The organism is Magnetococcales bacterium (assembly GCA_015232395.1).
In the GTDB taxonomy this organism is placed as follows: domain Bacteria; phylum Pseudomonadota; class Magnetococcia; order Magnetococcales; family JADFZT01; genus JADFZT01.
The window spans coordinates 1-25,287 of record JADFZT010000024.1 but is presented as its reverse complement, the minus strand read 5'-3'; the positions used below and the strand labels follow the sequence as shown (position 1 = coordinate 25,287).

Below are 25,287 nucleotides of genomic sequence, written 5' to 3'. Positions count from 1 at the left end.
ACCGGATCTGAAGAGGTTTCCCATGACCAAATCCGAACTGATTGACGCTGTGGTCCAGCGCAAGGGTCTCTCACGGAAAGAGGCTGAAGTGGCTGTTACAACGGTGCTCAATGAAATCAGCGGAGCTCTGGGGCGACAAGAACGTGTCGAACTGCGGGGCTTCGGGAGTTTCAGTGTTAAAGTACGCTCTGCCTGGGAGGGACGTAATCCTAAAACCGGCGAAAGGGTGCAGGTAGCTGAAAAACGGGTGCCTTTCTTTAAAGCCGGGAAGGAACTTCGTCAACGGGTGGACAGCTGACTCCGTCACCCGGGACACACCTGCCTTCTGGTTGAGCTGGAACGGTTTTTCAGCTGGCCTGGATTGATTGAATGGCCTACTCCCGGCTTTTTGGGGTTCGCCTTATCTGGTTCGCCATCCTGCCTGGATTCAATGGTGGGATCGAAACCAATCGGTACTGTGGCTTTTGTCGGTCGGGGTCTTCCTTCATGACAGGGGAGGCCTCGACTGTCAGTTGCCAAAAGCAGGACCAAAAGGCTGGGTCGCAGTATGGGGCTGGTTACAACGGAACCGATTGTAATAGAATCCGGTTATGCTCTCGATCCCCTTGGGCGTCCCCTTGCAAAGGGGGGGAGATCCACCAAATCCGTTCTCTGGGTGGAACGCCTGCTCCCCAATGGTTTTCAAAATATGTTCGTCTGGCTTAATCTGATCCTGGTCGCGGCCATTGGTTTCTTCTCTCTACAATTTGCCATGGCCAACCAGACCGAGGTGACTGTTCACATCCCTGGGGGGGTGACTTTCGACCACATCCCGCTGTTTGGACTGGTTTTGGTGCCCCTGTTAATCGGTTTGTTGGTGGGGTCTCTCACCGGCTGGCTCAGTAGTTTTAAGCCCCGCCAGCGGGTTGGCCAGCTGCTACAGGAAAATCGTGAACTGGAGGAAGAGTTGGCCAATCTGCGCAACCTGCCTCTTGAGGATGATATCCAGCTCTGATCCAGATCCGAAAAAAGGGGCTGTCCGGGCTGAACAGCCTCTCTGCCCATCAGGGGGCGCATCGCTTAAACAGCCTCCCTGCTCACCAGGGATTGCATTGCCGAACAGCCTCCCTGCTATCGCAGGATCATAAACCACCATCATTGTGTATCGAATTCGGGCTTTGCCCCTGAACTTGACCCCCAAGATGTCTATCCCCCACAGACCGAACCATGGATTTTTCCAGTGACTCCCTCAATGGACTGCTAACCTTCTCACAAGTGGGATGGCTGGTTGTTGCCGTAGCCTGTGGCGGTTTGGTCTATCGGGCCGGGTTTCGCCGGGGCTGGCAGGAGGGTTCCCGGGAGGGACGTCGGGCGCGCCGGGAGGAGGAGTCGGCACTCTATCTTCGGGGGCTCAATTTTCTTCTCGCCGACGAGCCGGACAAAGCCATCGAAGAGTTTATCAAGGTGGTGCGCATCAATTCCGAAACGGTAGAGATCTATCTCTCCCTGGGCAGTCTTTTTCGCGCCCGTGGAGAGGTGGGGCGGGCCATTCGTATCCACCAAAACATCATTGCCAGGCCCAATCTGCCTGTGGATATCCGTAGCGGGGCCATGTTTGGGCTGGCGGAAGATTTTCGTCAGGGCGGGTTTGTGGACCGGGCGGTGGAGGCCTACCGGCAGGTGTTGGAGGTGGCCCCCAACCACCAAAAGGCCTTGGCAGGATTGCAGGCCCTCCACGAAAGTGAGGGGCGCTGGGCCGCCGCCCTGGAAATTCTCCACAAGCTCCACAAGGTGACCGGTCAGAGCGATCCCCGGCGGGAGGCGCACATTCGCCTGAAAATGGGGCAGGAGGCGTTGCGGGAGTCGGAAGCAGACCGGGCCATTTCCCAGTTTCAGGCCGCTCTCAAGGTTTTTCCCGGCTGTGTTGAGGCGTGTCGGTTGTTGGGGGAGTGGCAGTTGGAGGTGGGTAACGTTCGCCAAGCGATCAAAAGTTTCTCCACTCTCAAAAAGACCCGTCCCAGCCACTTTTTTCTGCTGGTGGATCCGCTCAAACGGGCTTACGATCTGCTGGGCGATGCCGAGGGATTCGAAAAGTGTATGAGCGAGGCGGTGGACGCCCCTTCCGCTTCGGCCCGGTTGATCATTCGCTGGAGCCAAATGTTGTCGGAAGCGGGACGCTTGGAGGAAGCCGCCGAGGTGCTGCGCAAAGGTCAGATCAAATATCCCGGCATGGCGGAAGTAGCCCGGCGTTTGATTGCCCTGGAGGCCAAGCAAGGGAATTGGCGGGATGTTTTTTATGTGGCCGAGGGGTGTTTGGACCACCTGACGAGTCAGCACAAAAATTTTCAGTGCTCCCAGTGTGGTTTCAAGTCCAAGGACATTTACTGGAAATGTCCCCAGTGCCACCGTTGGGATACCTCTGAACCCCTTTGATGGGATGTTTGTCCATGGGGGAGCAGAATTGATCACCAAATAGCTGTTTTGGACGGGGTTGTGAGCCTTGACCGAACCGAAAAAAAAGCGCGAACCCAAGGATTTTTTTCGTTACCAGCTGATTCGACTGCACCGTTTACCTGCCGATTCCCACGACATCGCCTTGGGGGTCTCATTTGGGGTGATGGTCTCTTTTACCCCGTTTTTGGGATTTCACCTGCTGTTATCGACGGCACTGTGCCTGATCTTTGGGGGATCGAAGGTGGCTTCCTGGATCGGTACGGTAGTGGGAAATCCGCTGACTTTTCCGATTTTTTTCTGGGCTGATTATAAAATGGGCGCAGGGATGATGGGGATGGAGAGCGGTTCTGACCATTTTGACCCGGCCATCATCGAAAACCTTTCCGAACTTTTTTGGCCTATCACCCTGGGTAGCACCATTCTGGCCCCTCTGGCCGGAGTGTTCAGCTATTACATCGCCCATTGGTTTATCGAGGCCACCCGGGATCGGCGTTCGGAAAAGATGCGCAAGGCCCGTAGGCGTTTTCGCTTTCGCCGGGATAAAAAACAGAAGGAAGAGGCCCAACCCCAGGCTCCAGAAGCCTGTGAGGCGGATCTGAACAGCAAATCGTGAAGGCGGCTCATGACCTGAGCTTGGTGCGCTTTTCCCTCTTCATGAATACCGGATTATTTGAATTTTCAAGGAAAATCAACCAAAATGCGAATACTTGTAGCGTGTGATCACGGCGCCTGGGAGCTGAAGGCAGCCTTGGTGGAGCAGATGCGTGGCCAGGGGGTCGAGGTGGTGGACCTGGGGGTGGATGGTGCCCAGTCGGTGGATTATGGTGACTATGCCAAAAAGCTCTGCCAGGCCCTTTTGAATGGGGAAGGGGAGCGGGGGCTTTTGCTCTGTGGCACTGGCCTGGGCATGTCCATGGCGGCCAACCGTTTTTCCGGCATCCGTGCTGCTCTCTGTCATGACGACTATACCGCCCGCATGTCCCGACGGCACAACGACGCCAATGTTTTGGTGTTGGGGGGGCGGGTGACGGGACCGGCGGTAGCGGAAGAAATTCTCAAGGTGTGGCTGGCCGAACCCTTTGACGGGGGCCGTCACCAACGGCGTATCGATAAACTGGAACCTGCGGAGTAGACCTGAATGAGCACCCTTTTGCAAAGCCAAGATCCGGAAATCTACAACGCCATCCAGGCTGAACTGGGGCGGCAGCGGGATCAGATCGAATTGATCGCCTCGGAAAATATTGTCAGCCCGGCCGTGCTGGAGGCCCAGGGCTCCATCATGACCAACAAATATGCCGAAGGCTATCCCCACAAGCGCTATTATGGCGGCTGTGAATATGTGGATCAGGCGGAAGATTTGGCGATTGCGCGAGCCAAGGAACTCTTCGGCTGTGAATTCGCCAATGTTCAGCCCCATTCGGGCTCCCAGGCGAATATGGCGGCTTATCTGGCTGTGGCGGCTCCGGGGGATACCATCCTGGGGATGTCTCTGGCTGATGGGGGACATCTGACCCACGGCTCCAAGGTGAGCTTTTCCGGGCAGGTCTTCAAGGCAGTCCAGTATGGATTGGAATCCACCACCGAGCGGATCGATTACGACCAGGTGGCGGCGTTGGCCCGGGAGCACAAGCCCAAAATTATCGTGGCGGGCGCTTCCGCCTATAGCCGGATCATCGATTTTCCCAAGTTTCGGGAAATCTGTGACGAGGTGGGGGCGGCGATGGTGGTGGATATGGCCCACTTTGCGGGATTGGTTGCGACCGGTGAGCATCCAAACCCCTTTCCCCATGCGGATATCGTCACCACCACCACCCACAAAACCTTGAGAGGCCCCCGGGGGGGGATGATCCTTACCAACCGGGAGGATCTGGCGAAAAAGATCAACTCGAAGATTTTTCCCGGTACCCAGGGGGGGCCTTTGATGCATGTGATCGCCGCCAAGGCGGTAGCCTTCAAAGAGGCGCTCTCGCCTGAATTTACCCGCTATTGCCAAGCCGTTCGTGCCAACGCCCACGCCCTGGCCGAAACCTTGGTGGCCGGAGGGTTGCGGATTGTTTCCGGAGGCACCGACAATCACCTGATGCTGGTGGATCTGACGAGCTTGAACATCACCGGCAAGGAAGCGGAAAAGGCTCTGGAGCGCTCGGGCCTGACCTGCAACAAAAATGCGATCCCCAATGATCCAAGAAGCCCTTTCATCACCTCAGGCATTCGCCTGGGCACCCCCGCCGCCACCAGTCGTGGGTTTGGTGTGGCTGAATTTACCGCTATCGGTGAGATGATTGTGCAGGTGTTGAACGCTCTGGATAAAAATCCAGAGGGGGATCCGGAGGTAGAGGCTGGTGTGAGAGAGCGGGTTGGGGAGATGTGCAGCCGTTTTCCGGTCTATCCTTAAGAGGGAGAGTGTCTCGGAAGGGCAGACGTGTTGCTGTTGAATCGATAGGGGGGGTTCCATGGACTGGCGTCAATATATTTCCAACGATCCCAACATTTGTCACGGCCAAACCTGTATCCGGGGTACCCGCATTCCGGTATCGGTCGTGCTGGATAATCTGGCAGCCGGGCTCTCAGTTGAGGAGATTTTGGAGAGCTATCCCACCCTCAAACCGGAAGCCATCCGGGCAGCCATTTTCTATGCGGCCCAACTGGCCCGGGAGCGGGTGATCGGTTTGGAAAACAGCCGAGTGGCATGAAATTCAAAATCGACGAAAATCTGCCTCGGGAGATTGCCCCCCTGCTTCGGGACGTCGGCCATGATGCGGTCGATGTTCAGGATCAGGGGCTTGCCGGTGCCGGGGATCCAGATATTTTTGCGGTTTGTGCCCTGGAATCCCGTATTCTGGTCACCCTGGATGTGGATTTTGCCAATATCAAGATCTATCCCCCTGCCAAAGGTGCCGGGATTATCGTGCTTCGGTTACAGCAGCAGGATAAGCCCCATGTCTTGAAGGCCGTCCGTCGGATTGTGCCCTTTATCGAATCTGATCCTCCAGAAAAAAAGCTTTGGATTTTGGAAGAGCATAGGCTGCGCATCTATGAATAGGTTGATGTCATGCCGTCCAGCATCATGCCATTATCATTCGTTTAAACAGCTCTGGTAGCTCAAGCGTTTAGTAGTCGTCATCTTTGACCGGCAAGCTTGCTACAATTCCCTTATGCTATCTTCTTCCCCCTGATTCACCCTCCTCATGAGGATGTTTTTTCAGCAAGCCTTCCCCAAAAAACAATTCATATGCCCATTCAATTTTTTGGAACTTGTTCAGGGTGTCGTTGTCCAAGTATTTGGGTTTCCCCATCTATCAAAAAAAGGCCTGACAGGCCCTCTCATATTATTTGGATCCCAGCCGCGAGGAGTGAGGGGTAGCAGGACCCCTTGCGTGGGTGTGTGGCTGGTTTTGCTGACGGAGGAGAGCGGATCATGAGAGTGGAAAAAAGGGCGGAACCACTGAGTGGACCAGAAGCGTTGGTTGAGCGTCGCAGGGAGTGGTTGGAAAAAAATCCCTACCTTGCAGAATTGACCCCGGAGGAGTGCCAGAGGCTGAACGATTTTGTCCATCTGATGCATGTGAAGGAGGGGCAGGTGCTTTTCCACGAGGGAGAGCACGACGATGCCATTTTCATCATCCGCAAGGGGCGGGTGGCGGTGGGCCACAAGATGCACAAGCATGAGTGGATGGATTTCGGCGCTTACGGCTATTGCGACTTGGCCGACGGGGATGATTCCGAGGAGTGGCAGGATCGCCGGGAGTTCAGTGAGGGGCGCTGTGTGGGGGAGGTGTGTACTGTCTCCAGACATGGCCGCCACACCCTGACGGCTCAGGTGATGGAAGAGGGGGACTTGCTGGTGATGGATGGGGACCACCTGCGGGATCTGTGTGAACGCTTCCCCAGCTTTGCCGAGCACCTGACGCTGGCGATCAAGCGGATGGAAAATGACTCCTGGGCAGGGGGGCGGGCTACCCTGAGATAGCCCTTGGTTGGAAGGCTTGGGTGGGTCGCTTATGTAGGATGCGGTGAGCCGCGCGAACCGCATCGTTCGGGAGCTTTCACAGGTGTTTGAACCAGAGAGTTTTGATTGATGCGGTTCGCGTTGCTCACCGCATCCTATGGGTTCCCCGAGGATTTTTGGTTGGAGTCGGAGGCTTTGGGGAAGGTTGTCAGCCATCCTTTACGGCAGTTATACCCCTTTGGTGAGGGTGGTTCGAGCCCTGGCCAGAGGGGTTTTTGTTTGAGCGAGCCTATTCCCGATCAAACACCATTGTGGCCTCTTTTTTTCGTCCCGCTTCCAATAGAAAAATGGAATAGTCGTTGCGGATTTTGCGGGTGACGGGCAGGTCGGGATAGTTGGCTTCCAGGGTGGTGAGAGCCTGCTGATAGAGCTGCTCGGCTTTTTCGGGCTGGCCTTTTCGGTTGAAAAATCCTGCCAGGTTGCCCAGAGCCTCCATGACGAACAGGCTGTTTTCCCCCGTGGCCAGCTTTTTGATTTTCAGGGAGAGCTCCAAAAACAGCTCGGCTTCCTGATGGTGGGGGCGATCTGTTTGGGAGAGGGCGAGCTTATCCAGGCTGAAGGAGGAGGTCAGGGGCTTGGGGGGGTGGGCGATTTTGTCCATCAGCGCGGCTGTTTCAAAGTGAGCTTCCGCGAGATCAAAGCGCCCGGACCGCATCAGGGCCGCTCCCATCAAATCTTGATAGGTAACCATCTCCTTGATGGCGGTGTTGGGGGTGAGGTCGATGGCTTCCTGAAAGGATTCAATGGCTTTGAGCGTGTCGAACAGGGCGATTTGCAGCTGGCCGTTGGCGGCGGCGAGGGCGGCGGCCTGGAGGCTGTAGTGTTCGGTCTCTTCATGAAACGCGATGGTTTTTTCGATCTGGGTTTGCCGGGCTTCGGGGATCAGCTTTTTGGCTTTGCGGAACTGGTTTTCTTTGAGCAGAGCACGGGCTTGCTGAATGAGTCGGGAGGCCCCCTTGCCACCGGATTGGAAGCGGGCGAGGGTGGTTTTGAGGTTTTGATGTTGGCTGGCAAAGGCTTCCAGCTGTTGATCGATGTTGGGCTGGGTGATCCCCTGTTTTCCCAGGGTGGAGCCCAGGGATTTTTTCAGGGCGGGTTGGAGCTTTTCACCCCTTTCCAGCAGGTGCTGCGCTTTTTTGATGAGTCGGGTGACGTTGTGATCTTCCTCATTTAGAGCGTCGATTTCAGTCGCCAGGTGGTGAAACTGCTGGGCCATTTTTTCCAGCCGGGCTTCCACCTTATCCTGGGGAACGCCTCTTTTCTTGAGATGTTTCAGAGATTTTTCCAGCCTCTGCCGAGTCATTCCCAGCTTTTTTTCCAGCTGGGTCATCTTTTCAGCGGGGAGATCATACCCCGGGCTGGGGGGCGGCAGGGTGATGACGGTGACCTTGGTTCCAGCTGTGAGGGGGGCGGGTATTTTTTCAGCCACTGGTTTTGTTTGGCTGACATTTTTATTCTGATCTGTTTTTTCGGCGGGATTTTTTATCTTTCCAGCTTGGCGGCTGCCGGGATCCTTTTCAATCTTTTTGGCTTTATCAAGTGCCTGCTCAACTTGGGCCTTATCCTTTAATGCGCCCGCCTTGTCATCGTTCTTGGCTTGGAGCGTGGTTTCCATGGGGGGGGGAGTGGCTGGGGAAGAAAAGAGGGCATAGGTTCCGGCTACCAGCACTCCGGCCACCACCACAACACCAGCCCACAGCCCGGCCCGGGGGAGGGAAGCGGTTTTGGCGCGTACTTTTTCCCCCAAGCCCCCCATTTCCATCTGGGAGAGGGCTTCTTTGAGGGGAGCCACTTTATCGGTCACAGCCCCCAGATTGATTTGGGAGAGGGTCTCTTTTTTTGGCGTGAGCGCCGCAGCCAAAGTCCAAAACCCACTGGGGGTGGTGCTCTCTTCTTCCGGATGTTTGGTCTCTGAATCCGCCACACAACCCTCCCATACCCCAATGAAATGCCCTTTGAATGAGGGACAACCTAGCGTGTTGCTTGGCTGGGTTCAATCTGTTTTTGCTGATTCGGGGCTGGTTGGGGGGCAACGGCTTGGGAAAGGGGGGGATTTGATCCCGAGCGGGGGAAGACGGGAACCCAATCAAGGAGCGCCAGGAATCCTTCCTCTGGCTTGTTGGATGCCAGGCTCTTCTCCCTGTGAAGCGCATGGTGAAAGGGAAAGAACAGGGATATTTTCCGTAGGGTGGGCACGTCTTATGTGTCCACCACCAGCTTGAGAATGCTGTATGATGCTGAATTTTTGAGATTTTGTTTTTTCTGAAGGGTGTGGTGGGCACAAAAGCAGTCTCCACCCTACATTGCTACGCTTCTTTGCTCGTTGCCACAATCCCAGTCAAAGCCGCTGATCTTTTTAAAATCAATCATGCCTGTATATTACCATCATATACATTTCAATCCCAAAACGACTTTTGTGCCTCCCCGTTTGTTTGGTGTCTTTCAGGTTTCTGATGAAGGGGGGTCATCCTCTGTGCTAGGGTGAGGGGGATGGAAAGTGGTGGGGATTGAATATTTGATTTTTATCCCGAAGTGGCTGACCAACGTTGGCTCTCCCTGAAGGCTGGATAGGCTCGGGGGGTGATGGAGATAGGTGGGTTGGTATGGTGCGGGTTTTGATCGTGATGGTCTCGCTGTTGGTGAGCCTCTCTGCCGGGTCGGTGGAAGGGAAGGGGGGCGCTTGGGATCGGGGTGGGCCGGGGTCAAAGCTTTCCGGTCACTATCTCATCGTGCTGGAGGGCACCCCCCTGGATCGCTATGCCGGGGATTTGCCGGGATTGGCCCCAACCCGGATGGCGCGGGGGAAGAAAATTGATCCTACGGATCAAAAAGTCCGGGCCTATCGCCAGCATCTCAACAACACCCGCAACCGGGTGGTGGGGGAGATCGGTAAAAAGGTGGGGCGCTCCCTGGAGGTGCGGTTTGCCTATGACCTGATCTTTTTTGGCCTGAGCGCCAAAATGGATCCCGCCCAAGCCCGGGAGGTGGCCAAGATTCCCGGAGTCGTTTCCGTGCGGCCCGCCCCCCTGCGCAAGCTCCATACGGACACTTCCCCCGCCTGGATCCGTGCCACCGATCTTTGGAGCCGGGGGGCGGGGATTTCCAGCCAGGGGGAGGGGATGGTGGTCGGTATCATCGACTCCGGCATCAACCCCGAAAACCCCGCCTTCCTCGCCACCGGTGACGACGGTTATACCCACACCAACCCCAAAGGCCGCTACTATGGGGTGTGCGACGGGGACGACGCCAATTATGAACCGGGCTTTCCCTGTAACAGTAAATTAATCGGCGCCTATGATTTGATTGATGGCAATGATCCCCTGGATGTGCAGGGCCACGGCTCCCACACCGCCTCCATCGCCGCTGGCAACAAAGTGGACTTGAGCGACTCTCAAGTCCCGGATGGCGAAGCGCGGCGCATCTCCGGGGTCGCCCCCCACGCCAACATCATCTCCTATCGGGTCTGCAACAGCTCCTACTGCCCGGAAGATGCTGTTCTCGCCGCCATCGAGCAGGCGATTCTCGATGGTGTGGATGTGATCAACTATTCCATCGGTCAGGATAATGAAGCCGACCCCTGGAGCGATGCCTCCGGCGAGGCGATTCCCTTTTTGCGAGCCATCGCCGCAGGCATCTCCGTGGCTGTCTCTGCTGGCAATAATGGCTCCGACAGCACCACCATCAGCTCTCCCGCCAACACCCCCTGGCTCACCGCCGTCGGTAACACCACCATCAACGCCGGCAGCGACGACTTCGATTCCGTCAAAACATCCAGCTCCCGAGGCCCCGCCACCCTGGCTCCCGGCGTGATCAAACCCGACCTCTCAGCCCCCGGAACCGATATTCTCGCAGCTGTGGGGGAGGGGGGGGAGATCGCGTGGGATTTTCAGTCCGGCACCTCCATGGCAAGCCCCCACGTCGCCGGAGCCATGCTGCTGCTGAAAGCCCTCCGTCCCCACTGGAGCCCCCTGGAGATTCACTCAGCCCTCATGACCACCGCCATCAACGGGGTATTGCGGGAAGAGGATTCCCAGGCGGCGACCCCTTTTGATATCGGTGCCGGGCGGATTGACGTCTCCCAGGCAGTGCGGGCCGGCTTTGTGCTGGACGAAACCGATGAAACTTTTTTTGCCGCCAATCCAGCCCTGGGAGGAGAGCCCCACACCCTGAACCTGGCGAGCCTGGGTCAGGACTTTTGCTTCCTGGATCAATGCCGCTGGATCCGGACCTTGAAGGGGGAGTCCCAGGGGGCGGTGACCTGGAGCGTTAACATCGATTCCCCCCCGGGGGTGATCGTCTCGGTGGAGCCCCACACCTTTACCCTGGCGCCGGGAACGACCCGGGAGATTGAATTTTTTGGCCTCGTGACCGATCAGGCCACCCCCGACGAATGGGCCTTTGGCCAGGCGGTTTTTTCTCCTGATATCAATGTCCCCCCCGCCCATCTGCCCATCGCCCTCAAACCCGCCTTCTCTTCCCTGCCCGATAGCGTCTCTGTCGGCAGCGAGCAGGCCACGGGGCGCTATGTGATCGAAGGGATCAACACCGGCATCGATGTGGCGGCGTTGAACATCCAGGTGCAGGGGCTTTCAGAAGGGGAGCTGATGGCGCTGGAGCTGTATCAGGATCCCACACCGGATTCCCCCCAGGATGGAGATGGTTCGGCGGAATCGGGAACCTTCCTCTCCATCGTGCAGGTCATGGAGGGGGATCTGCGTTTGCTGGTGCATATCGGGGAGAGCAGTGCCCCGGATCTGGATCTCTATATCTATGATTTTTCCAGTCGTGCCCTGGTCTGCTCCTCCACCTCTCCCACCTCGGAGGAAGCCTGCGAGATTGAAAATCCCGATCCCGGTTTTTATCAAGTGGTGGTCCACAACTGGGCTGCTACCGATACCAGCGGGAACACGCCGGATAGCGGTGAGTTGATCATTGCCCGGGTATCGGGGAGTGATGCTGAAAATCTCACTGTGAGCAGCCAGGTGGGGAGCCCTGTGCGGGGTGAGCCCTTTGATCTGCTCTTGGAGTGGACCATCCCCACCCCCGAAAACCGCTATTGGTTTGGGCGGGTAAGTGTGGGGTCGGATGCCGAAACCGAAGGGGATCTGGGTTTTTTTGAGATCGACCTGACCCTGGATGCCGCCGCTCTGGATGGGGAACTGCCCCAAGCCGAGTGTGACCTGAATGGTGATCGTCGCTGGGATTGGTTTGATGCCCTGCTTTTCAAGGATATTTGCCAAGGGGGAGAGGGGGCGTTTGCCTGTGATCTCAACGAGGACGGCACTTTTGATGGGGCGGATGTGGAGCGCTTTGGCCAATATTGCAGCAGCTCCTGATGGGGCCTGATGCTTGAGAGGGGCGGATGTGCTTCCATTCTCTCCGGCGGCGGGAGGGAATCCACCATCATGGCTTCGAAGATGCAAGGCTGGTGACCCATCCGGGGCGTTGCATCACCAGCTGTCGTGGTTTTGTCGGTTTGGCCCTGATTCGGTATCGATTCCCACCACATTAAAGGCTTCTGAGATGCCCGGCAGATGACCCCTTTGCGGATTCTCGTCACCGGCGGTAGCGGATTTATCGGCTCTGCCCTGATTCGACAGCTGATCGCCACCACACCCCACCAGGTGCTCAACCTGGACGTTTTGACCTATGCGGCGGTTCCGGGGGGGCTTGATGGGGTGGTGGGGGATGGCCGCTACGCGTTTGAAAAAACCGATATTCGGGATGGGGAAGGGGTCGCCCGGGTGGTTCGGGGGTTTCAGCCGGATGGGGTGATCCATCTGGCTGCTGAGAGCCATGTGGACCGCTCCATCGACAACCCCCCGGCCTTCATTGAAACCAATATCGTCGGTACCGGTCATCTCCTGGAAGCCTGCCTCGGTTATTGGCGGGGGCTTGGGGAGAGTGAGCAAAAGCGGTTTCGATTTTTACACGTTTCCACCGATGAGGTGTTTGGCTCCCTGGGCGCTGAAGGGCGCTTCAGTGAGACCAGCCCATATGATCCCCGCTCCCCCTATTCCGCCAGCAAGGCCAGCGCCGACCACCTGGTGCGGGCCTGGCATCACACCTACGGGCTGCCGATTCTCATCTCCAACTGCTCCAACAACTACGGCCCCTTCCAGTTTCCGGAAAAACTGATCCCCCTCATCATCTCCCGGGCGGTGGATGGCCAACTCTTGCCGGTTTATGGGGATGGCGGGCAGGTGCGGGATTGGCTTCATGTGGATGATCACGCCCGGGCGCTCTTGACCATCCTGCAACGGGGGCGGGTGGGGGAGAGCTGGCTTGTGGGGGGCTTTGGGGAAAAAACCAATTTGGAGGTGGTCACCCGGGTGTGTCGGATTCTCGATCAGCTGCGCCCTGACTCTCCCCATCGGCCCCATGAAGATCTCATTTCCTTTGTGGCGGATCGCCCGGGCCATGACCGGCGCTATGCGGTGGCCAGCGATAAATTGCAAAATGAACTCGGCTGGCAGCCCCAACACGCTTTCGAGACGGGCCTGGAAGAGACCGTGGTTTGGTATCTGGAGCGTGAAGCCTGGTGGCGGGAGATTCTTGGTCGGCGCTATCGTGGGCAGCGTTTGGGGTTGGGCAGGGAGAGTCATCCATAAAATCTGGAGGGTAGATGCAGTCGTCAGTCCTTCCCCGCAGGAGATGAGTGGATCATGAAAGGCATTCTATTGGCAGGTGGGCGGGGCTCTCGGCTTCATCCCATGACCATCGGTATCAGCAAACATCTGCTCCCCATCTACGACAAGCCCATGATCTACTACTCCCTGTCGATCCTGATGCTGGCCGGGATTCGGGAAATCATGCTCATCACCACCCCGGAGCATCAGGAACTCTATCGGCGTCTATTGGGGGATGGCAGCCAGTGGGGGTTGGATCTGCGCTATGCCGAGCAACCCTCTCCGGATGGCATCTCCCAGGCCTTTTTGATCGCCCGGGAGTTTATCGCCGGGGGGCCGTGTGCCTTGGTGTTGGGGGATAATTTGCTCTTTGGCAACGGCATGCAGGAGATGCTGCAACGCTGTACCCAAAAAAGCCGGTCGGGCGCTGCGATATTGGGCTATGTGGTGGAGCGTCCCGAGCGCTATGGGGTGGTGGAGGTGGATGAAAAAGGGGTGGCCTGCTCCCTGGCGGAAAAACCCACCGCTCCCCGCTCCAATCTGGCGGTGCCGGGGATCTATTTTTATGATCATCGGGTGGTGGATTTTGTTGAAGAGGTGAAGCCTTCTACCCGGGGAGAGTTGGAAATCACCGATCTCAACCGTCGCTACCTGGATCGGGGAGAGCTGTATGTGGAAATTTTGGGGCGGGGGTGGGCTTGGATGGATGCGGGTACCCCGGAATCGTTGATCGAAGCTTCGGAATTTATCCGTTCAGTGGAAAAACGCCAGCTCTTTAAAATTGCCTGTCCTGAAGAGATCGCCTTCAACAAGGGCTATATCACACTGGAAGATTTGGCTGCGTTGGCCAAGCCCATCCATGAGAGCGATTATGGTCGCTACCTGATGCGCATTGTGGATGCCTTGTCCAAAAAGTGATGGAGGGCTTTCCGGATTTGTCCCCGGTTGACCTTGCCTTTGATTTTACGATTAGGGGTGAAGGGGGATTATCTCCCTTCCGGGTGTGGGCAGAGCCCACGGTTTGTCTTTTGATCTTATCTTTTGACTTTGCCTTACCAACTCCAGGGGGTTTGGGGCGCAGCCCCAAGGTCTTGATTTTTTTTGTAAAGATGGCATATCCGTCTTGATTGATGCGGTTCGCGCGGCTCACCACATCCTACGCGTATTCCCCCCGGAAATGGCATGTCAGGGCAAAGCGTAGGTGCCTTTTTGAATTGGAATGGCTATAAAAAAATGCCAAGGTATCGGTAGACAGGGTGGGCTGATTTGGTGGGAACGACCCAATCGGGGGGCGTTATTGTGGGTGTTGAACTACAGCACTTCCTCCAGGGAACGCATGGCCTGATTCAGCCACACCTTGCTCTTGCGCAGGGCTTTGGACTCCTTGCGGCTGGCTGCGCGCAATTTTTCCAGCTGATCCCGATAGAAGGTGATCACCTCTTTGCGGGCTTTTCGAGCATCTCCCCCCTCGTTGCGGGCTTTTTCCACCGCCACCCGTACTTGCTCCCGGCGCTCCCGAAGCAGGGTCAGGTAGACGGCATTTTTGGCTTTGAAAGCCTCCCGGTCGGCGTTGACCCGTTCCGACATCTGGGCCACCTTGCCATACCAATAATGGCTCGGACGCAGATAGCGGTTGAGGGTGTCGATGGTGCCATCTCCGGCAAAAACCATCGGATCCACCTCTGTTTCGGGTTGGGTGCAGCCGCTGATCAAAAGTGTCGTGGTGAGTAGCAGGGCAGCCAAAAACCTCAGGCTGGGAGCATGAACCCGGGAGGTGACGAGGTTAGCGTCCGGCATATTCGTTCAATTTATTGCGTAGCGTACGGATGGAGATCCCCAAAAGTTCGGCAGCTCGGGTGCGGTTGCCGTTGACCTCATCCAGCGTGCGGCGGATTAAAATTTCTTCCATCTCCCGGACGGTGGTGCCCACGGGGAGGTGAATCCGGTCCTCCTCCGTTTCAGCGGCTGGTGCTGTTTCTCCCATGCCGCCACCAGCGCTCACCGCTTCTCCACCGTCATATTCCAGCATCAGATCGTCAGCGCCAATCTGATCCCCTTCTGCCATGAGCAGTGCTCGATGGATGGCATTTTCCAGCTCCCGGACGTTGCCGGGCCAGGTATAGCTGTTGAGAATGGCGATGGTGTCCGGAGCAAAGGTGATATCGTTGCGATCCAGATCCTGGATAAAACGCTTGCGAAAATGGTTGGCCAGCAGCACTACATCCTTGGTGCGCTGCCGCAAGGGGGGCAGCATGACCGGAAAGACGTTCAGACGATAAAAAAGATCTTCCCTGAAGTGACCCTCAGCGACCCAATCCTTCAGTTCGCGGTTGGTGGAGGCGACCACGCGGACATCCAGGGAGATCGCTCCCCGTCCTCCTACCGGATCGACCTCTTTTTCTTGAAGTACCCGCAGGAGCTTGGATTGGAGGTTCAGGGACATCTCGGAAATTTCATCGAGAAAAATCGTGCCGCCGTTGGCCTGCTGAAATTTACCTTTGCGATCAGCCAAGGCCCCGGTAAAAGCCCCCTTGGCATGGCCAAAGAGTTCTGACTCCAGGAGATTTTCCGGAAGAGCGGCGCAGTTGATGGCGATGAACGGACCCGCTGCACGATCAGAAACCTGATGGACAAAACGGGCGATCAATTCTTTGCCCGTGCCGCTCTCCCCCTGCACCAGGACATTGGCCTTGGAGCGGGCCACCCGGCGGGTTTTGTTGAGGAGTCTCAGCATGGAAGGATCGGCGGTGATGAGATGACGACCCCGGCCCAACTCCGGATCAAAGGGGCTGGAGGCATGCCGCCTGAGGAGGGTGACCACCACGGCATCTTCCACCGGCAGCATCAGATAATCCGCAGCACCCGCCGCAATCGTTTGCTGGGCTTCCCCCACAGCACCCTTTTCGGTGGCCAGGAGGATGGGTAATCCTTGAAATAAAAAGTTGAACTCCCGGATGGGGTCCAGGGGATCAGGGATGCCGTCGATCAACAGCACCACCAGGGAGGCCATTTGGCTGGAAAGGCGTGCCTTGGCCTGAGCCATGTCCGCGACCATGACAGCCTCAGCCCCTGCCTTGAAAATTTGTCGGGAGAGGTCCGACAAGGCGGGGTTGTTGCTGCCGATTAGAAGAATTTCCTTACGCTCTTTCATGACGCGTTAGTTGGCCATTCCCATGTTCATGTCAAGTTGCGCGGCATTTTCACCGGAGACCTGCCCCAATAGTTTTTCGGGCTCCGATTCGGCCACCTGGCGGTATTGATCCCGGGCTTCTTTCAGATCCCCTGATCTTTGCAGGATATCTCCGATTCGCACCCGCGCCAATGCCTGAAGTTCCTTATTCTCCGCTTCTGTTGCCACTTTCCGGTAGATCGGCAACGCCTTGGCATCCCCTTTCCACATTTGCAGGACGTCAGCATACTCGAAATGATCCATCCCTTCACCCATCGGTCGCTGATAGAGCAGCTCCTCAAAGGATTGTACTGCCTGGGGAAAACGTCCCCGTTCCGCCTGGGCCCGGGCGAGGAGGCGCAGGCGTTCGGCCTTGCCAGCGTCATTGAGCAGTTCATCCGGCAGATCTTCCAGCAAAATCAAAATGCCTTCCCAATCTTTTTGCTGAACCAGGCGGCGCCCTTCATCCAGCCGTACCCGGGCGCTCTCCGGGGTGGCGTGTACCCGTCCGTCGGCATCCCGGGATATCCCCAGGTGAATGCCCTTTTGGGCGGCCTCGCCGAAGCGGGTGAGTTCTCGCGCTCCCGGTTGGTTCGAGCCTTTCAGCAGGGGGAGGGAGTGCTCATAGAGCCCCAGGCGCTGCAGTCCTTCGGCCAGTTGGGTTTTGGCCTCTACATAGTCGGGATGATTGCGCCAATCCTCCCCATGGGCTTCGGCCAGGTGTATCGCTGCCTCGGGTCGGTTGTTTTGAAGGGCGTCAGCCATACCGGCGACCAGATATTTTTGTTTGAGCTTGCCGGTGCGGGCGACCGGTTCTTGCCGGGAGGTCAGGGTCAAAAGCTGATTGAGGGCGTTGATCGCCTCCAGATGTCGGTCCGCCTCCCCCAGAAGCGCCCCCTTGGTCAGGTAGGCCTCGGCCAGAGCGGAGGGGATGCTGGTTTTGGCAATGATCTTTTCGAGTGCCGCCAGAAGCTCTTCCACACCACGGGTGTTTTTGCAAAATTTGTCAATAAACTCGGTCTGACCCACTTTTCGGTAGTAAGGCCCTTTGGTTTCACAAAATGCCTTGAGCTGGGGCTCCATCTGCAAGCGACGGATTCGTCCCCAACTAGCGCTTTCAGAGTCGGGATATTCGATTTCCAGCTTATCGTAGAGCAGCAGGGCCGCCTCTACCTCCCCCTGATGGGTGCGCGCGTTGGCTACCCGGAGGATGGCCCGGGGGGCCAGGCTCTCAAGATGGGGATAATAGTTGAGGAAGCGGGCATAATATTCCAGGGCTTCATTGTAGCGCTCCTGGTCGTAATAGAGATCGGCGATCTCCATCAGTTGATCAGGCCGCTCGGAAATCCGCGACATGTGCTGGCTGGAGGTCTCTTCCAGAATGGCGATGGCCCCTTTGGGATCCCCCCGCTCTTTTTGCAGGCGAGCCAATAAAAACCGCGCTTGAGCACCGACGGGGCCGTTGAGGGAGTCCAACTCCTGGGCCTTTTGCAGATAGCTGCGCGCTGCATCCACCACCGCATCCTGATAGTTAATCCAGGTATCCGAAGGGGCTGGCAGGAAAGGTGACAGACAGGGAGCTTTATCCAACTGAGCGCGCCCGGTATGGGTCATGCGTGTGAGCCCCATGGCAGTTCGACCCCGCTCCAGCCAGACAGCCGGTTCGTTTCGGGGCAGGTTGGCATCACACATCAGCCCAGCTGCGTTTTCAAAGAGGCTGGAATCGTTATAAAGTCCCAGTTGCATCAGGCGATAGCGGGGATAGTTGAAATGGTTGGGATAGCGGGCCAGAGTGGTCTCCAGCTCCGCCAGCCGCCAACCCGGTTTCCAATCCATTAATGCCGAAATATCGAGCTGGTAAAAATCGACAATCTCCCGGTTGACCGTATCGGGGAAAAGCTTCAGCAGCATGTCCAGATAGGCTTTGGCCTTGGGGTAGCGGTGATCTCGCACGGCTTGGCGAGCGTTGTCCATATAATAGGACTCATCCACCTCCTGGCCATTTTTTTCCAGGGGTTCGGAGCCGTTGATGAAAATCGGTGTGAGGCGATTCAGAGGGCGGGGATGGCCCTTTTCGGCAGCGGATTTACGCAGGCGGATGATCTCCCGGGCTTCGGCGCTGCGGGTGGGGGCATATTGATCCCGGGCAGCCACTTCTGAAAGCTCCATGATGAAGGTGCCTGCCTCGGAGCTGCGGAAAAACCGCACCGCTTCGGTGGATGGATGCATTTTTACTTCCATCTCCACCTGGCCGGGGGAAAATTCATAGACCGAAATGCCCTCCACCAATCCAGCTGGAATCACATCCCGCCAGCGACTATCCAGGCTGGTGCCCTGCCAGCTGAGACGGACCACCTTGGGGCCGGCATCCATGGATTCTTCGACAAAACCGCTGCCGGTGTGGGAGATGATCAGCAGTGTTCCGTGTCGGCCAGGCAGCACCAGTCCTTCCATCAACCGGGCCGGGCCTGCCGCTTGGGGTTTGGGGGCGGGTTCTATTTCAAGACGGAACGGGGCTCCTTTATCTGCCGCCGCCTGGCCCAGACTGCCCCGAAAATCGAGGAAGGGCTCCTTCAGGTGGATGCTCATATGGACGCCCATATGCTCCCCGGACATCTCCTCTATGAGGATTCGATCCACCCAGCGGCTCTGTTCGGGATCGAAATCCCCCAGAGGCAGAGAGAGAATGCCCCGGATATCCACTTGAAGGGTGGTGGGGTCCAGCAGGAAAACTTCGGGTTTCACCGCGCCGGAGGGCACATTGAAAGTAAAAATTTCCCGTTTGCCCTGATTTTCGGTTTCATACTGGAGGGAGGAAAAAAACGCCTGAGCCTGACCCGGGATGATCAGGATGATCAGGGCGATGACTAAACCGATCAGAGGCTTGCCTAGGCGACAAAACACGTTACCCCTCCACCCGTTCCATGGGTTCCAGACCTTTTTTCTTGATTTTTTCCACCAGCGTGGTGCGATTCAGATTGAGCAGGCGAGCGGCTTTGTTTTTGTTCCAGCCGGTGGAGTTGAGGGCTGAAAGGATCAGCTGATTTTCGAAGGAGGCCACTTCGCGATTAAAATCGATGGACTCTCCAGAGGGGCGTTTGACCAAAAAATCGGTGGCAGGGATGGCGGCATTTTTGGATTGGATGTTGGTCGCCCCATCCAGCATTTTGACGGGAAGATCATCCGGAAGCACCTCGTCATCGGCCAGGATGGTCAGACGCTCCATCAGGTTTTCCAGCTCCCGGACGTTACCCGGCCAGCGATAGTTGATGAAAATGTTTTGGATCTCCGAACCCACCTTTACTGGGGAGCGTCCTTGGATTTTGGCATATTTTCCCAGAAAATGATCCACCAGAAGAAGGATATCGTTGCCCCTCTCCCGCAGTGGCGGCACATGGAGGGGAACGACGTTCAGGCGATAAAAAAGATCTTCCCGAAAACGCTCCTCCAAGACCTCTTTTTCCAGATTTTTATGGGTGGCGGCGATCACCCGTACATCCACCTTGACCGATTTGGTGCTGCCCACCGGCTCCACGACTTTTTCCTGGAGCACCCGCAGCATTTTGACCTGGAGTTTGGCGCTCATGTCGCCAATTTCGTCGAGGAACAAAATGCCGCCGTTGGCCAGCTCAAAGCGGCCCATTCGGGTGTTGGCAGCCCCGGTAAAGGCTCCCCGCACATGGCCGAAGAGTTCTGATTCCAGCAGGTCTTCAGGGATGGCCCCGCAGTTGACGGGGATCAACGCGTTGTCATGACGGGGTGAATTGGTGTGAATGGCCCGGGCAATGAGCTCCTTGCCGGTTCCGCTTTCACCCAGGACGAGCACCGTGGAGTTGGCGGCGGCCACCCTTTCGACCAGCTTGAAAAGCTGTTTCATGCATGCTGATTCGCCAATTATTTCACGCATTTTCCCGGATACTCATTCTTTTTGGTTGGTGGTTGCCAACGTCAAAACAGACACCCTGGTAGATCCCGATGTGTCAAAAATCTAACGCAAAAGTACGACAATTGCCTTTTCACGACAAGAGCAACCGAACTGAAATCGGAAAAAAGATCCCGAATCCCCCTGGAGGAGGTGGCCGGTGCCCCTGGAATGTGCCTGCTTGCTTGGTTAAAACATGATGCTTATCAATGCAATACAAATTCAAGCCAAAAAACCGATAGCCTGCTTGAGCAAACCAAAAAAAACCGCTTTCGGCCCCTTCATCACAGGAAAACAGTCTGCTTTACACGCCCATGACATTTTTGACAGTTTTTTGGCTGGCACCTGGAAGGTGTCCTCAGCTCCAGCGCCATTTTCGGCTCTTTTTTTCCTGTTATTGTCGGGATTTGTCCCCATCAGGAAAGATTTTGAAAGAGCTGCTTGCTGCGCTTCACCAGCTAATGCACTTTTCATGCCACAACCTTGAATCTCCTTGTCACTGCATGTTTTAATCAGGAATTATCCCCAATGGGGGCGAGGACTGTTCTTTACGGTGGAAAAGCGCGCTATACTTAAAGCCGTTATGTCTATTTTCAATCACATTCCAGGCAAGCTGAAGCAGGACTTCAACTATTGCCGAACGATCGTTCACAACCATTCGGAAAATTTTCCGGTGGGCTCCCTGCTGGCTCCCAGTCGCATTCGACCCCATCTCTACGCCATCTATGCCTTTGCCCGAACCGCTGATGATTTTGCCGACCTTCCCGGACGTAGCGATCAGGTGCGATTGCAGCTTTTGGACGACTGGTCCCGGCGTCTGCAAAAAGCCGCCTCGGGGGAGCCAAACCACCCTATTTTCAACGCCTTGACCTACACCTTCGAAGCCACCGGACTCCCCCCCACACCGCTCTTCGATCTTTTGACCGCCTTCCGCATGGATGTCACCATCAAAACCTACGACACCACCCGGGAGCTTTTGGACTATTGCCGTTATTCCGCCAACCCCGTGGGGCGGATGATGCTCCATCTGGCGGATGTGGAACCCTACCTGCCCCACAGCCAATCCGTGGAGCGACAGCTTTGGTCCGATGCTATCTGCACCGCCCTGCAACTGGCCAACCATTGGCAGGATTTGGGGCAGGATGCCTGGAGCGGTCGCCCCCTCTATCTCCCCAAGGAGGAGATGGATCGCTATGAAGTGACGGCGGAGATGATCAAATCCCGACGTTTTTCACCGATGCTGGGGGGGTTGATGCTCCATCTGGTGGCGGAAACCCGGGCGCTGTTTGAGGAGGGTGAGCCCCTTCTTACGGCGGTGAAGTGGCCTCTCAATCTGGAGCTGGGGGTGATCTGGGAATCGGGCATGGCCCTGTTGGAGCAGATCGAAGAGTTGGGGGGCAACACCCTGCGTTCCCGCCCCAGCCTCTCCAACTGGGATCGGCTGGGCTGTTTTCGACACGCCTTGACCCGGACCTGGTCATGACAGCCTCACCGCTTCCCATCCCTTCGGGTATCCCCCCGCCACGCTATTGTTTGGACCGAACCCGACAGGCCAACACCTCTTTTTTTTATCCCATGCTGTTTTTGCCCAAGGCCCGGCGCCAGGCCATGTATGCCCTCTACGCCTACTGTCGGGAGGTGGACGATGTGGTGGATAGCGGCCACGACGAAACCCACGCCCGGGAGCGCCTCTCCTGGTGGCAGAAGGAATTAACCTCTGCTTTTGACGGGGAGTCCCACCATCCGGTCACCCAGGAAGTGGCCCGAATCAGCAGCCTCTTTCGCCTCCCCCGGGAGCCCTTTTTCATTATTCTTGAGGGCATGGCGATGGATCTGGAAAAAACGCGCTATGAGAGCCTGGATGAACTCATCGCCTACTGTCAAAAAGTCGCCGTGGCCGTGGGGGTGGTGGCCATGCGGATCTTTACCTGGGAAGAGCAGAGCCAATCCCCTTCTCCGGAACAGCAAGACCGACTGGCCTATCATTTGGGGACCGCCTTTCAGCTCACCAATATCCTGCGGGATGTTGCCGAGGATGCCGAGCTTGGGCGGATCTATCTGCCCCGGGAAATTTTGGCCCAACACGGGGTGAGCGACGAGCAAATCCTCAACCGCGCCTGGAGTCCGGCGCTGGGCTCAGCCATGGCCTCTGTAGGGCAGGTGGCCGCAAGCCATTATGAACAGGCCGAACGAATGATCCCCCTCTTTTCCAAACGCAACCATCTTCTCCCGGCGCTGGTGATGAGCGGTATCTACCGGACCTACCTTACCAAACTGGAAAAGAGCGGTTTCAACCCCTTCACCACCCCGGTCACGTTGACGATTCCAGCCCGGCTGTGGATCGCCTGGCGCATCTGGCGTAGCGAAAAAAAACGTCTCCATGCCCCCCTCGGCTGAAAGAATTCTTCCAGCTGAGAAGGCCCGTTCCAGCCAACATTTTCCCGCGTTCGATGTTCTGATTTTGGGCGCGGGGGTCGCAGGGCTGGCGGCTGGGGTGGCTCTGGTGGAGGCGGGGAGGAAGCCATTAATCCTGGAGGCGGCCCCAACATCCGGGGGGCGGGCACGCTCTTTTTATGATCCCACCTTTGGCGAAACCCTGGATAACGGCCCCCATCTGCTTGTCGGGGCCTATCACCACACCCTGGCCTATCTGGATAAGCTCGGCACCCGCGCAAAGCTGCACCGCTCAGAGGGGGTGTCGGTGAGCTATTGGACCCGGGAGCAGGGATTTCATCAACTGAGCTGCCCCAACCTGCCCGCTCCGATTCATCTGTTTGCCGGTCTCACCCGCTTTGGCCCCTTGCCCAAGAGGGATCTCTTGGCTGCACTCAGAATCGGGCCAGCTTTGTGGGGTGATCCAAACCGCTGGGAGGCGATTTCCGTCAGCCAGTGGCTCAGTCGCCACGGCCAAACCAGCGAAACCCTCAACCACTGGCTCTGGTATCCTCTCTGCCTGGCCACCCTCAACGAGCCCCCCGAAACAGCCAATGCCGCTCTTTTTGCCCGGGTTTTGAAAGATCTTTTTTACGGCAGCCGCCACCATGCCCAAACCCTGATCCCTACCGCCCCCCTGTCGGAGATATTGATTGATCCGGCTGTTCGCTTTATTTCCCAACGAGGGGGGCATGTGATCAACCGCTGCCGGGTCAAAGGGGTGGTCAGTGAGGGGCAGGGGATCGATCAGGTTTTGACCCAACGGGGGGTGATTGCCACCCGGGGAAGTGTACCCATCATCAGCACGCTCCCCCCTCATGCCCTCAGTCGCTTGCTTCCCCAATGGGCTGCCCACTCCGGTTGGCAGGGGTTGCAAACCGCCCCCATCGTCTCCCTCCACCTGCGCTATCCCGAGCCCGTTTCCTTGCCTGCTCCTCTGGTGGGGCTACCCTTCATGCAGAGCCAATGGCTCTTTTCGGGAAGTGGTGTGGACGGGGCATCGATGAGCCAGGGGGTGAGCGTTGTCATGAGTGGCGCTTATGAGGAGGCCCGCTGGTCATCGGCCAGGCTCTCCCGGATGGTTCAGGGGGAGATCGCCCAGGTGTTGCCGGAACTGGCAGGGGTTCCAGCCCAAAAACTTCGGGTGATCAAAGAGCATCGGGCCACCTTTGCCGCCAGACCCGGCACCACCCCACTGCGACCAGGGATTGTTACCCCCTGGAAAAATCTATGGATCGCTGGAGATTGGACCGATACGGGATTGCCCGCCACCCTGGAGGGGAGTGTGGCGAGCGCCACCCTGGCGGCTAAAAAAACCTTCAACGCATTGGCCACCGGCGCTAAAATTGTGTAAGTTTCCCTGAAAGCTCGGCAATGGACTCGGGGTATCCCCCCAAAGCCCGGAATGTGGCCGTGGCCCAAGAGCAGGAAAATCCCTTTATAAAGAGGTTTTTAGCCCATGATTCTTGATTCGGCCGCCCGGCGCACCCCATCGGTGAATCCGTCTGATTGGTCAGGGCTGAAGGTGATCCAGCACTTTTTGGTGATCGGCCTTCTGCTGGTTTTTACCGGATGCAGCGGCACCCAGGAAAATCGGGAGGAGTCCACCGATCCACCGGAAGTGCTCTATCAGCAGGGGGTGGAGGCGATCAAAGCGGATAAATACAAAACCGCTGTGGCGCGCTTTGAGGAGTTGGATCGCAAACATCCCTTTTCCCCCTGGGCCACCCGCGCCCAGCTCAATCTCATCTATGCCAACTATCAGCTGGGGGAGTATGAAGAGGCCCTGGCTGCGACCCGGCGATATATTCGCCTGCATCCCCGCAATCGCCACGTCACCTATGCCTATTATATGCGTGGGCTGGCCTTTTATCAGCAAATTTCCACCGCCCATCGGGATCAAGGCCGCACCCGGGAGGCGATTGTCGCCTTCAAGGAGCTGATCACCCGTTTTCCGGACAGCGACTATGCCTGGGAAGCCAATCGGATGTTGGTGCTCTGCCGCTTTCGTCTGGCGGAGCAGGAGATGGTGGTGGGGCGGTATTATTTGGACCGGTCGGAATATATCGCCGCCATCAAGCGTTTTTCCGGGGTGGTGGATGATGACGAATATAACGGCACCCCCTTTGTGGAGGAGGCGCTCTTCAGCCTGGCGTTGGGCTCCTTCAAGCTGGGGCTTAAGGAAGAAGCCCGCAACTATGCGGTGGTGCTGGGACACAACTTTCCCAACGGCATGTTCTATAAGTGGGCCATAGGCATGATGCAGGGGGGAGAGCTGATCTCCAAATCCCAGCTACGCGCTCTGCGCCGGGAGGTGCAGGAGGGTTCACTCTTCAAGCAGTTCTTCCAAGGCATCACCCCCGGCCCACCAAGCGGCATGATACCCGGATCCTGATTCCAGTTTGCCCCCCTCTCCTGAAGATCGATTTCGGGAGGGGGGGCTTCGATGTTCAGGATGATTTCAGGTTTTTTGATAGCTCCCCGCCCTTTTGGCCTGAGGGGCTGCTGACCATCTCTCCCTTGCAGCCCCTGGCAGCTTCATCCCCAATAAATCAGGAAACCCTTGTAAATGATCAAGGATGCCTGGTTCAGTCAGGTTCAGGCAGGCTGCCATTAACCTAAATCCGGCAGTTGGGCGTGTGTGGCTGGTGCAGGATATTGGTTCGCATAGTGAATTGGGAGAAATCGCCGT

22 protein-coding genes are annotated in these 25,287 nt (G+C 57.0%); 16 read left to right on the top strand and 6 right to left on the bottom strand.

What is annotated here, in order from left to right; translation table 11 throughout:
* Positions 1–22: 22 nt before the first annotated feature.
* From HQL52_08930 to HQL52_08890, 9 genes are all read left to right on the top strand, one after another.
* Positions 23–298, top strand: a complete 276-nt coding sequence (locus HQL52_08930) for an integration host factor subunit beta (protein ID MBF0369564.1) — start codon at positions 23–25, stop codon at positions 296–298.
* A 390-nt stretch (positions 299–688) separates the two neighbouring features.
* Positions 689–994, top strand: a complete 306-nt coding sequence (locus tag HQL52_08925) for a LapA family protein (GenBank protein MBF0369563.1) — start codon at positions 689–691, stop codon at positions 992–994.
* A 212-nt stretch (positions 995–1,206) separates the two neighbouring features.
* Positions 1,207–2,412 carry a tetratricopeptide repeat protein gene (locus tag HQL52_08920; GenBank protein ID MBF0369562.1) on the top strand — a complete coding sequence of 402 codons (1,206 nt, stop codon included), beginning with the start codon at positions 1,207–1,209 and terminating at the stop codon, positions 2,410–2,412.
* A gap of 67 nt (positions 2,413–2,479) precedes the next feature.
* Positions 2,480–3,046, top strand: a complete 567-nt coding sequence (locus HQL52_08915) for a DUF2062 domain-containing protein (protein MBF0369561.1) — start codon at positions 2,480–2,482, stop codon at positions 3,044–3,046.
* 84 nt (positions 3,047–3,130) lie between these two features.
* Positions 3,131–3,565, top strand: coding sequence for a ribose 5-phosphate isomerase B (gene rpiB, locus HQL52_08910; GenBank protein ID MBF0369560.1), 435 nt, complete (start codon positions 3,131–3,133; stop codon positions 3,563–3,565).
* Positions 3,566–3,571: 6 nt separating this feature from the next.
* On the top strand, positions 3,572–4,828 hold the full coding sequence (locus HQL52_08905; protein ID MBF0369559.1) for a serine hydroxymethyltransferase: 1,257 nt from the start codon (positions 3,572–3,574) through the stop codon (positions 4,826–4,828).
* Between the two features lie 58 nt (positions 4,829–4,886).
* Positions 4,887–5,126 (top strand): DUF433 domain-containing protein, encoded by a 240-nt coding sequence (locus HQL52_08900; GenBank protein ID MBF0369558.1) that lies wholly within the window; start codon positions 4,887–4,889, stop codon positions 5,124–5,126.
* Positions 5,123–5,476: a DUF5615 family PIN-like protein gene (locus HQL52_08895; GenBank protein MBF0369557.1), complete on the top strand. Its 354-nt coding sequence runs from the start codon at positions 5,123–5,125 to the stop codon at positions 5,474–5,476. The genes HQL52_08900 and HQL52_08895 overlap by 4 nt, the downstream gene beginning before the upstream one ends.
* A 375-nt stretch (positions 5,477–5,851) precedes the next feature.
* Positions 5,852–6,403, top strand: a complete 552-nt coding sequence (locus HQL52_08890; protein MBF0369556.1) for a Crp/Fnr family transcriptional regulator — start codon at positions 5,852–5,854, stop codon at positions 6,401–6,403.
* 268 nt (positions 6,404–6,671) lie between these two features.
* Here HQL52_08890 and HQL52_08885 read toward each other — a convergent pair whose 3' ends face one another.
* Entirely contained in the window at positions 6,672–8,366 is a 1,695-nt protein-coding gene (locus HQL52_08885) for a tetratricopeptide repeat protein (protein MBF0369555.1), read from the bottom strand.
* Between the two features lie 679 nt (positions 8,367–9,045).
* On the opposite strand from HQL52_08885, the gene HQL52_08880 reads away from it, so the two are divergent.
* The 3 genes from HQL52_08880 (at position 9,046) to rfbA (ending at position 13,989) form a co-directional block, all read left to right on the top strand.
* Positions 9,046–11,778, top strand: a complete 2,733-nt coding sequence (locus HQL52_08880) for a S8 family serine peptidase (GenBank protein ID MBF0369554.1) — start codon at positions 9,046–9,048, stop codon at positions 11,776–11,778.
* 198 nt (positions 11,779–11,976) lie between these two features.
* Positions 11,977–13,053 carry a dTDP-glucose 4,6-dehydratase gene (rfbB, locus tag HQL52_08875; protein ID MBF0369553.1) on the top strand — a complete coding sequence of 359 codons (1,077 nt, stop codon included), beginning with the start codon at positions 11,977–11,979 and terminating at the stop codon, positions 13,051–13,053.
* Positions 13,054–13,107: 54 nt separating this feature from the next.
* The gene (gene rfbA, locus HQL52_08870; GenBank protein ID MBF0369552.1) at positions 13,108–13,989 is read left to right on the top strand and encodes a glucose-1-phosphate thymidylyltransferase RfbA; all 882 of its coding nucleotides are present in this window, start codon (positions 13,108–13,110) and stop codon (positions 13,987–13,989) included.
* 393 nt (positions 13,990–14,382) lie between these two features.
* On the opposite strand, the gene HQL52_08865 is transcribed toward rfbA, so the two are convergent.
* From HQL52_08865 to HQL52_08845, 5 genes are all read right to left on the bottom strand, one after another.
* Positions 14,383–14,868, bottom strand: a complete 486-nt coding sequence (locus tag HQL52_08865) for a hypothetical protein (GenBank protein ID MBF0369551.1) — start codon at positions 14,866–14,868, stop codon at positions 14,383–14,385.
* A complete protein-coding gene (locus HQL52_08860; protein ID MBF0369550.1) occupies positions 14,855–16,222 on the bottom strand; it encodes a sigma-54-dependent Fis family transcriptional regulator in 1,368 nt (455 codons plus the stop codon). The genes HQL52_08865 and HQL52_08860 overlap by 14 nt, the downstream gene beginning before the upstream one ends.
* A gap of 6 nt (positions 16,223–16,228) precedes the next feature.
* The gene (locus HQL52_08855; protein ID MBF0369549.1) at positions 16,229–19,144 is read right to left on the bottom strand and encodes a tetratricopeptide repeat protein; all 2,916 of its coding nucleotides are present in this window, start codon (positions 19,142–19,144) and stop codon (positions 16,229–16,231) included.
* Between the two features lies 1 nt (position 19,145).
* Positions 19,146–20,147: a sigma 54-interacting transcriptional regulator gene (locus tag HQL52_08850; GenBank protein ID MBF0369548.1), complete on the bottom strand. Its 1,002-nt coding sequence runs from the start codon at positions 20,145–20,147 to the stop codon at positions 19,146–19,148.
* 237 nt (positions 20,148–20,384) lie between these two features.
* On the bottom strand, positions 20,385–20,636 hold the full coding sequence (locus HQL52_08845; protein MBF0369547.1) for a hypothetical protein: 252 nt from the start codon (positions 20,634–20,636) through the stop codon (positions 20,385–20,387).
* 109 nt (positions 20,637–20,745) lie between these two features.
* Between HQL52_08845 and hpnC the strand changes: the two genes are divergently transcribed.
* The 4 genes from hpnC (at position 20,746) to HQL52_08825 (ending at position 24,990) form a co-directional block, all read left to right on the top strand.
* A complete protein-coding gene (gene hpnC / locus HQL52_08840; protein ID MBF0369546.1) occupies positions 20,746–21,645 on the top strand; it encodes a squalene synthase HpnC in 900 nt (299 codons plus the stop codon).
* A complete protein-coding gene (gene hpnD / locus HQL52_08835; protein ID MBF0369545.1) occupies positions 21,642–22,559 on the top strand; it encodes a presqualene diphosphate synthase HpnD in 918 nt (305 codons plus the stop codon). Before hpnC ends, hpnD begins: the two co-directional genes overlap by 4 nt.
* Positions 22,543–23,949, top strand: a complete 1,407-nt coding sequence (locus HQL52_08830; protein ID MBF0369544.1) for an FAD-dependent oxidoreductase — start codon at positions 22,543–22,545, stop codon at positions 23,947–23,949. Before hpnD ends, HQL52_08830 begins: the two co-directional genes overlap by 17 nt.
* 105 nt (positions 23,950–24,054) lie before the next feature.
* Positions 24,055–24,990 carry an outer membrane protein assembly factor BamD gene (locus HQL52_08825; protein ID MBF0369543.1) on the top strand — a complete coding sequence of 312 codons (936 nt, stop codon included), beginning with the start codon at positions 24,055–24,057 and terminating at the stop codon, positions 24,988–24,990.
* The last annotated feature ends 297 nt before the right edge of the window (positions 24,991–25,287 follow it).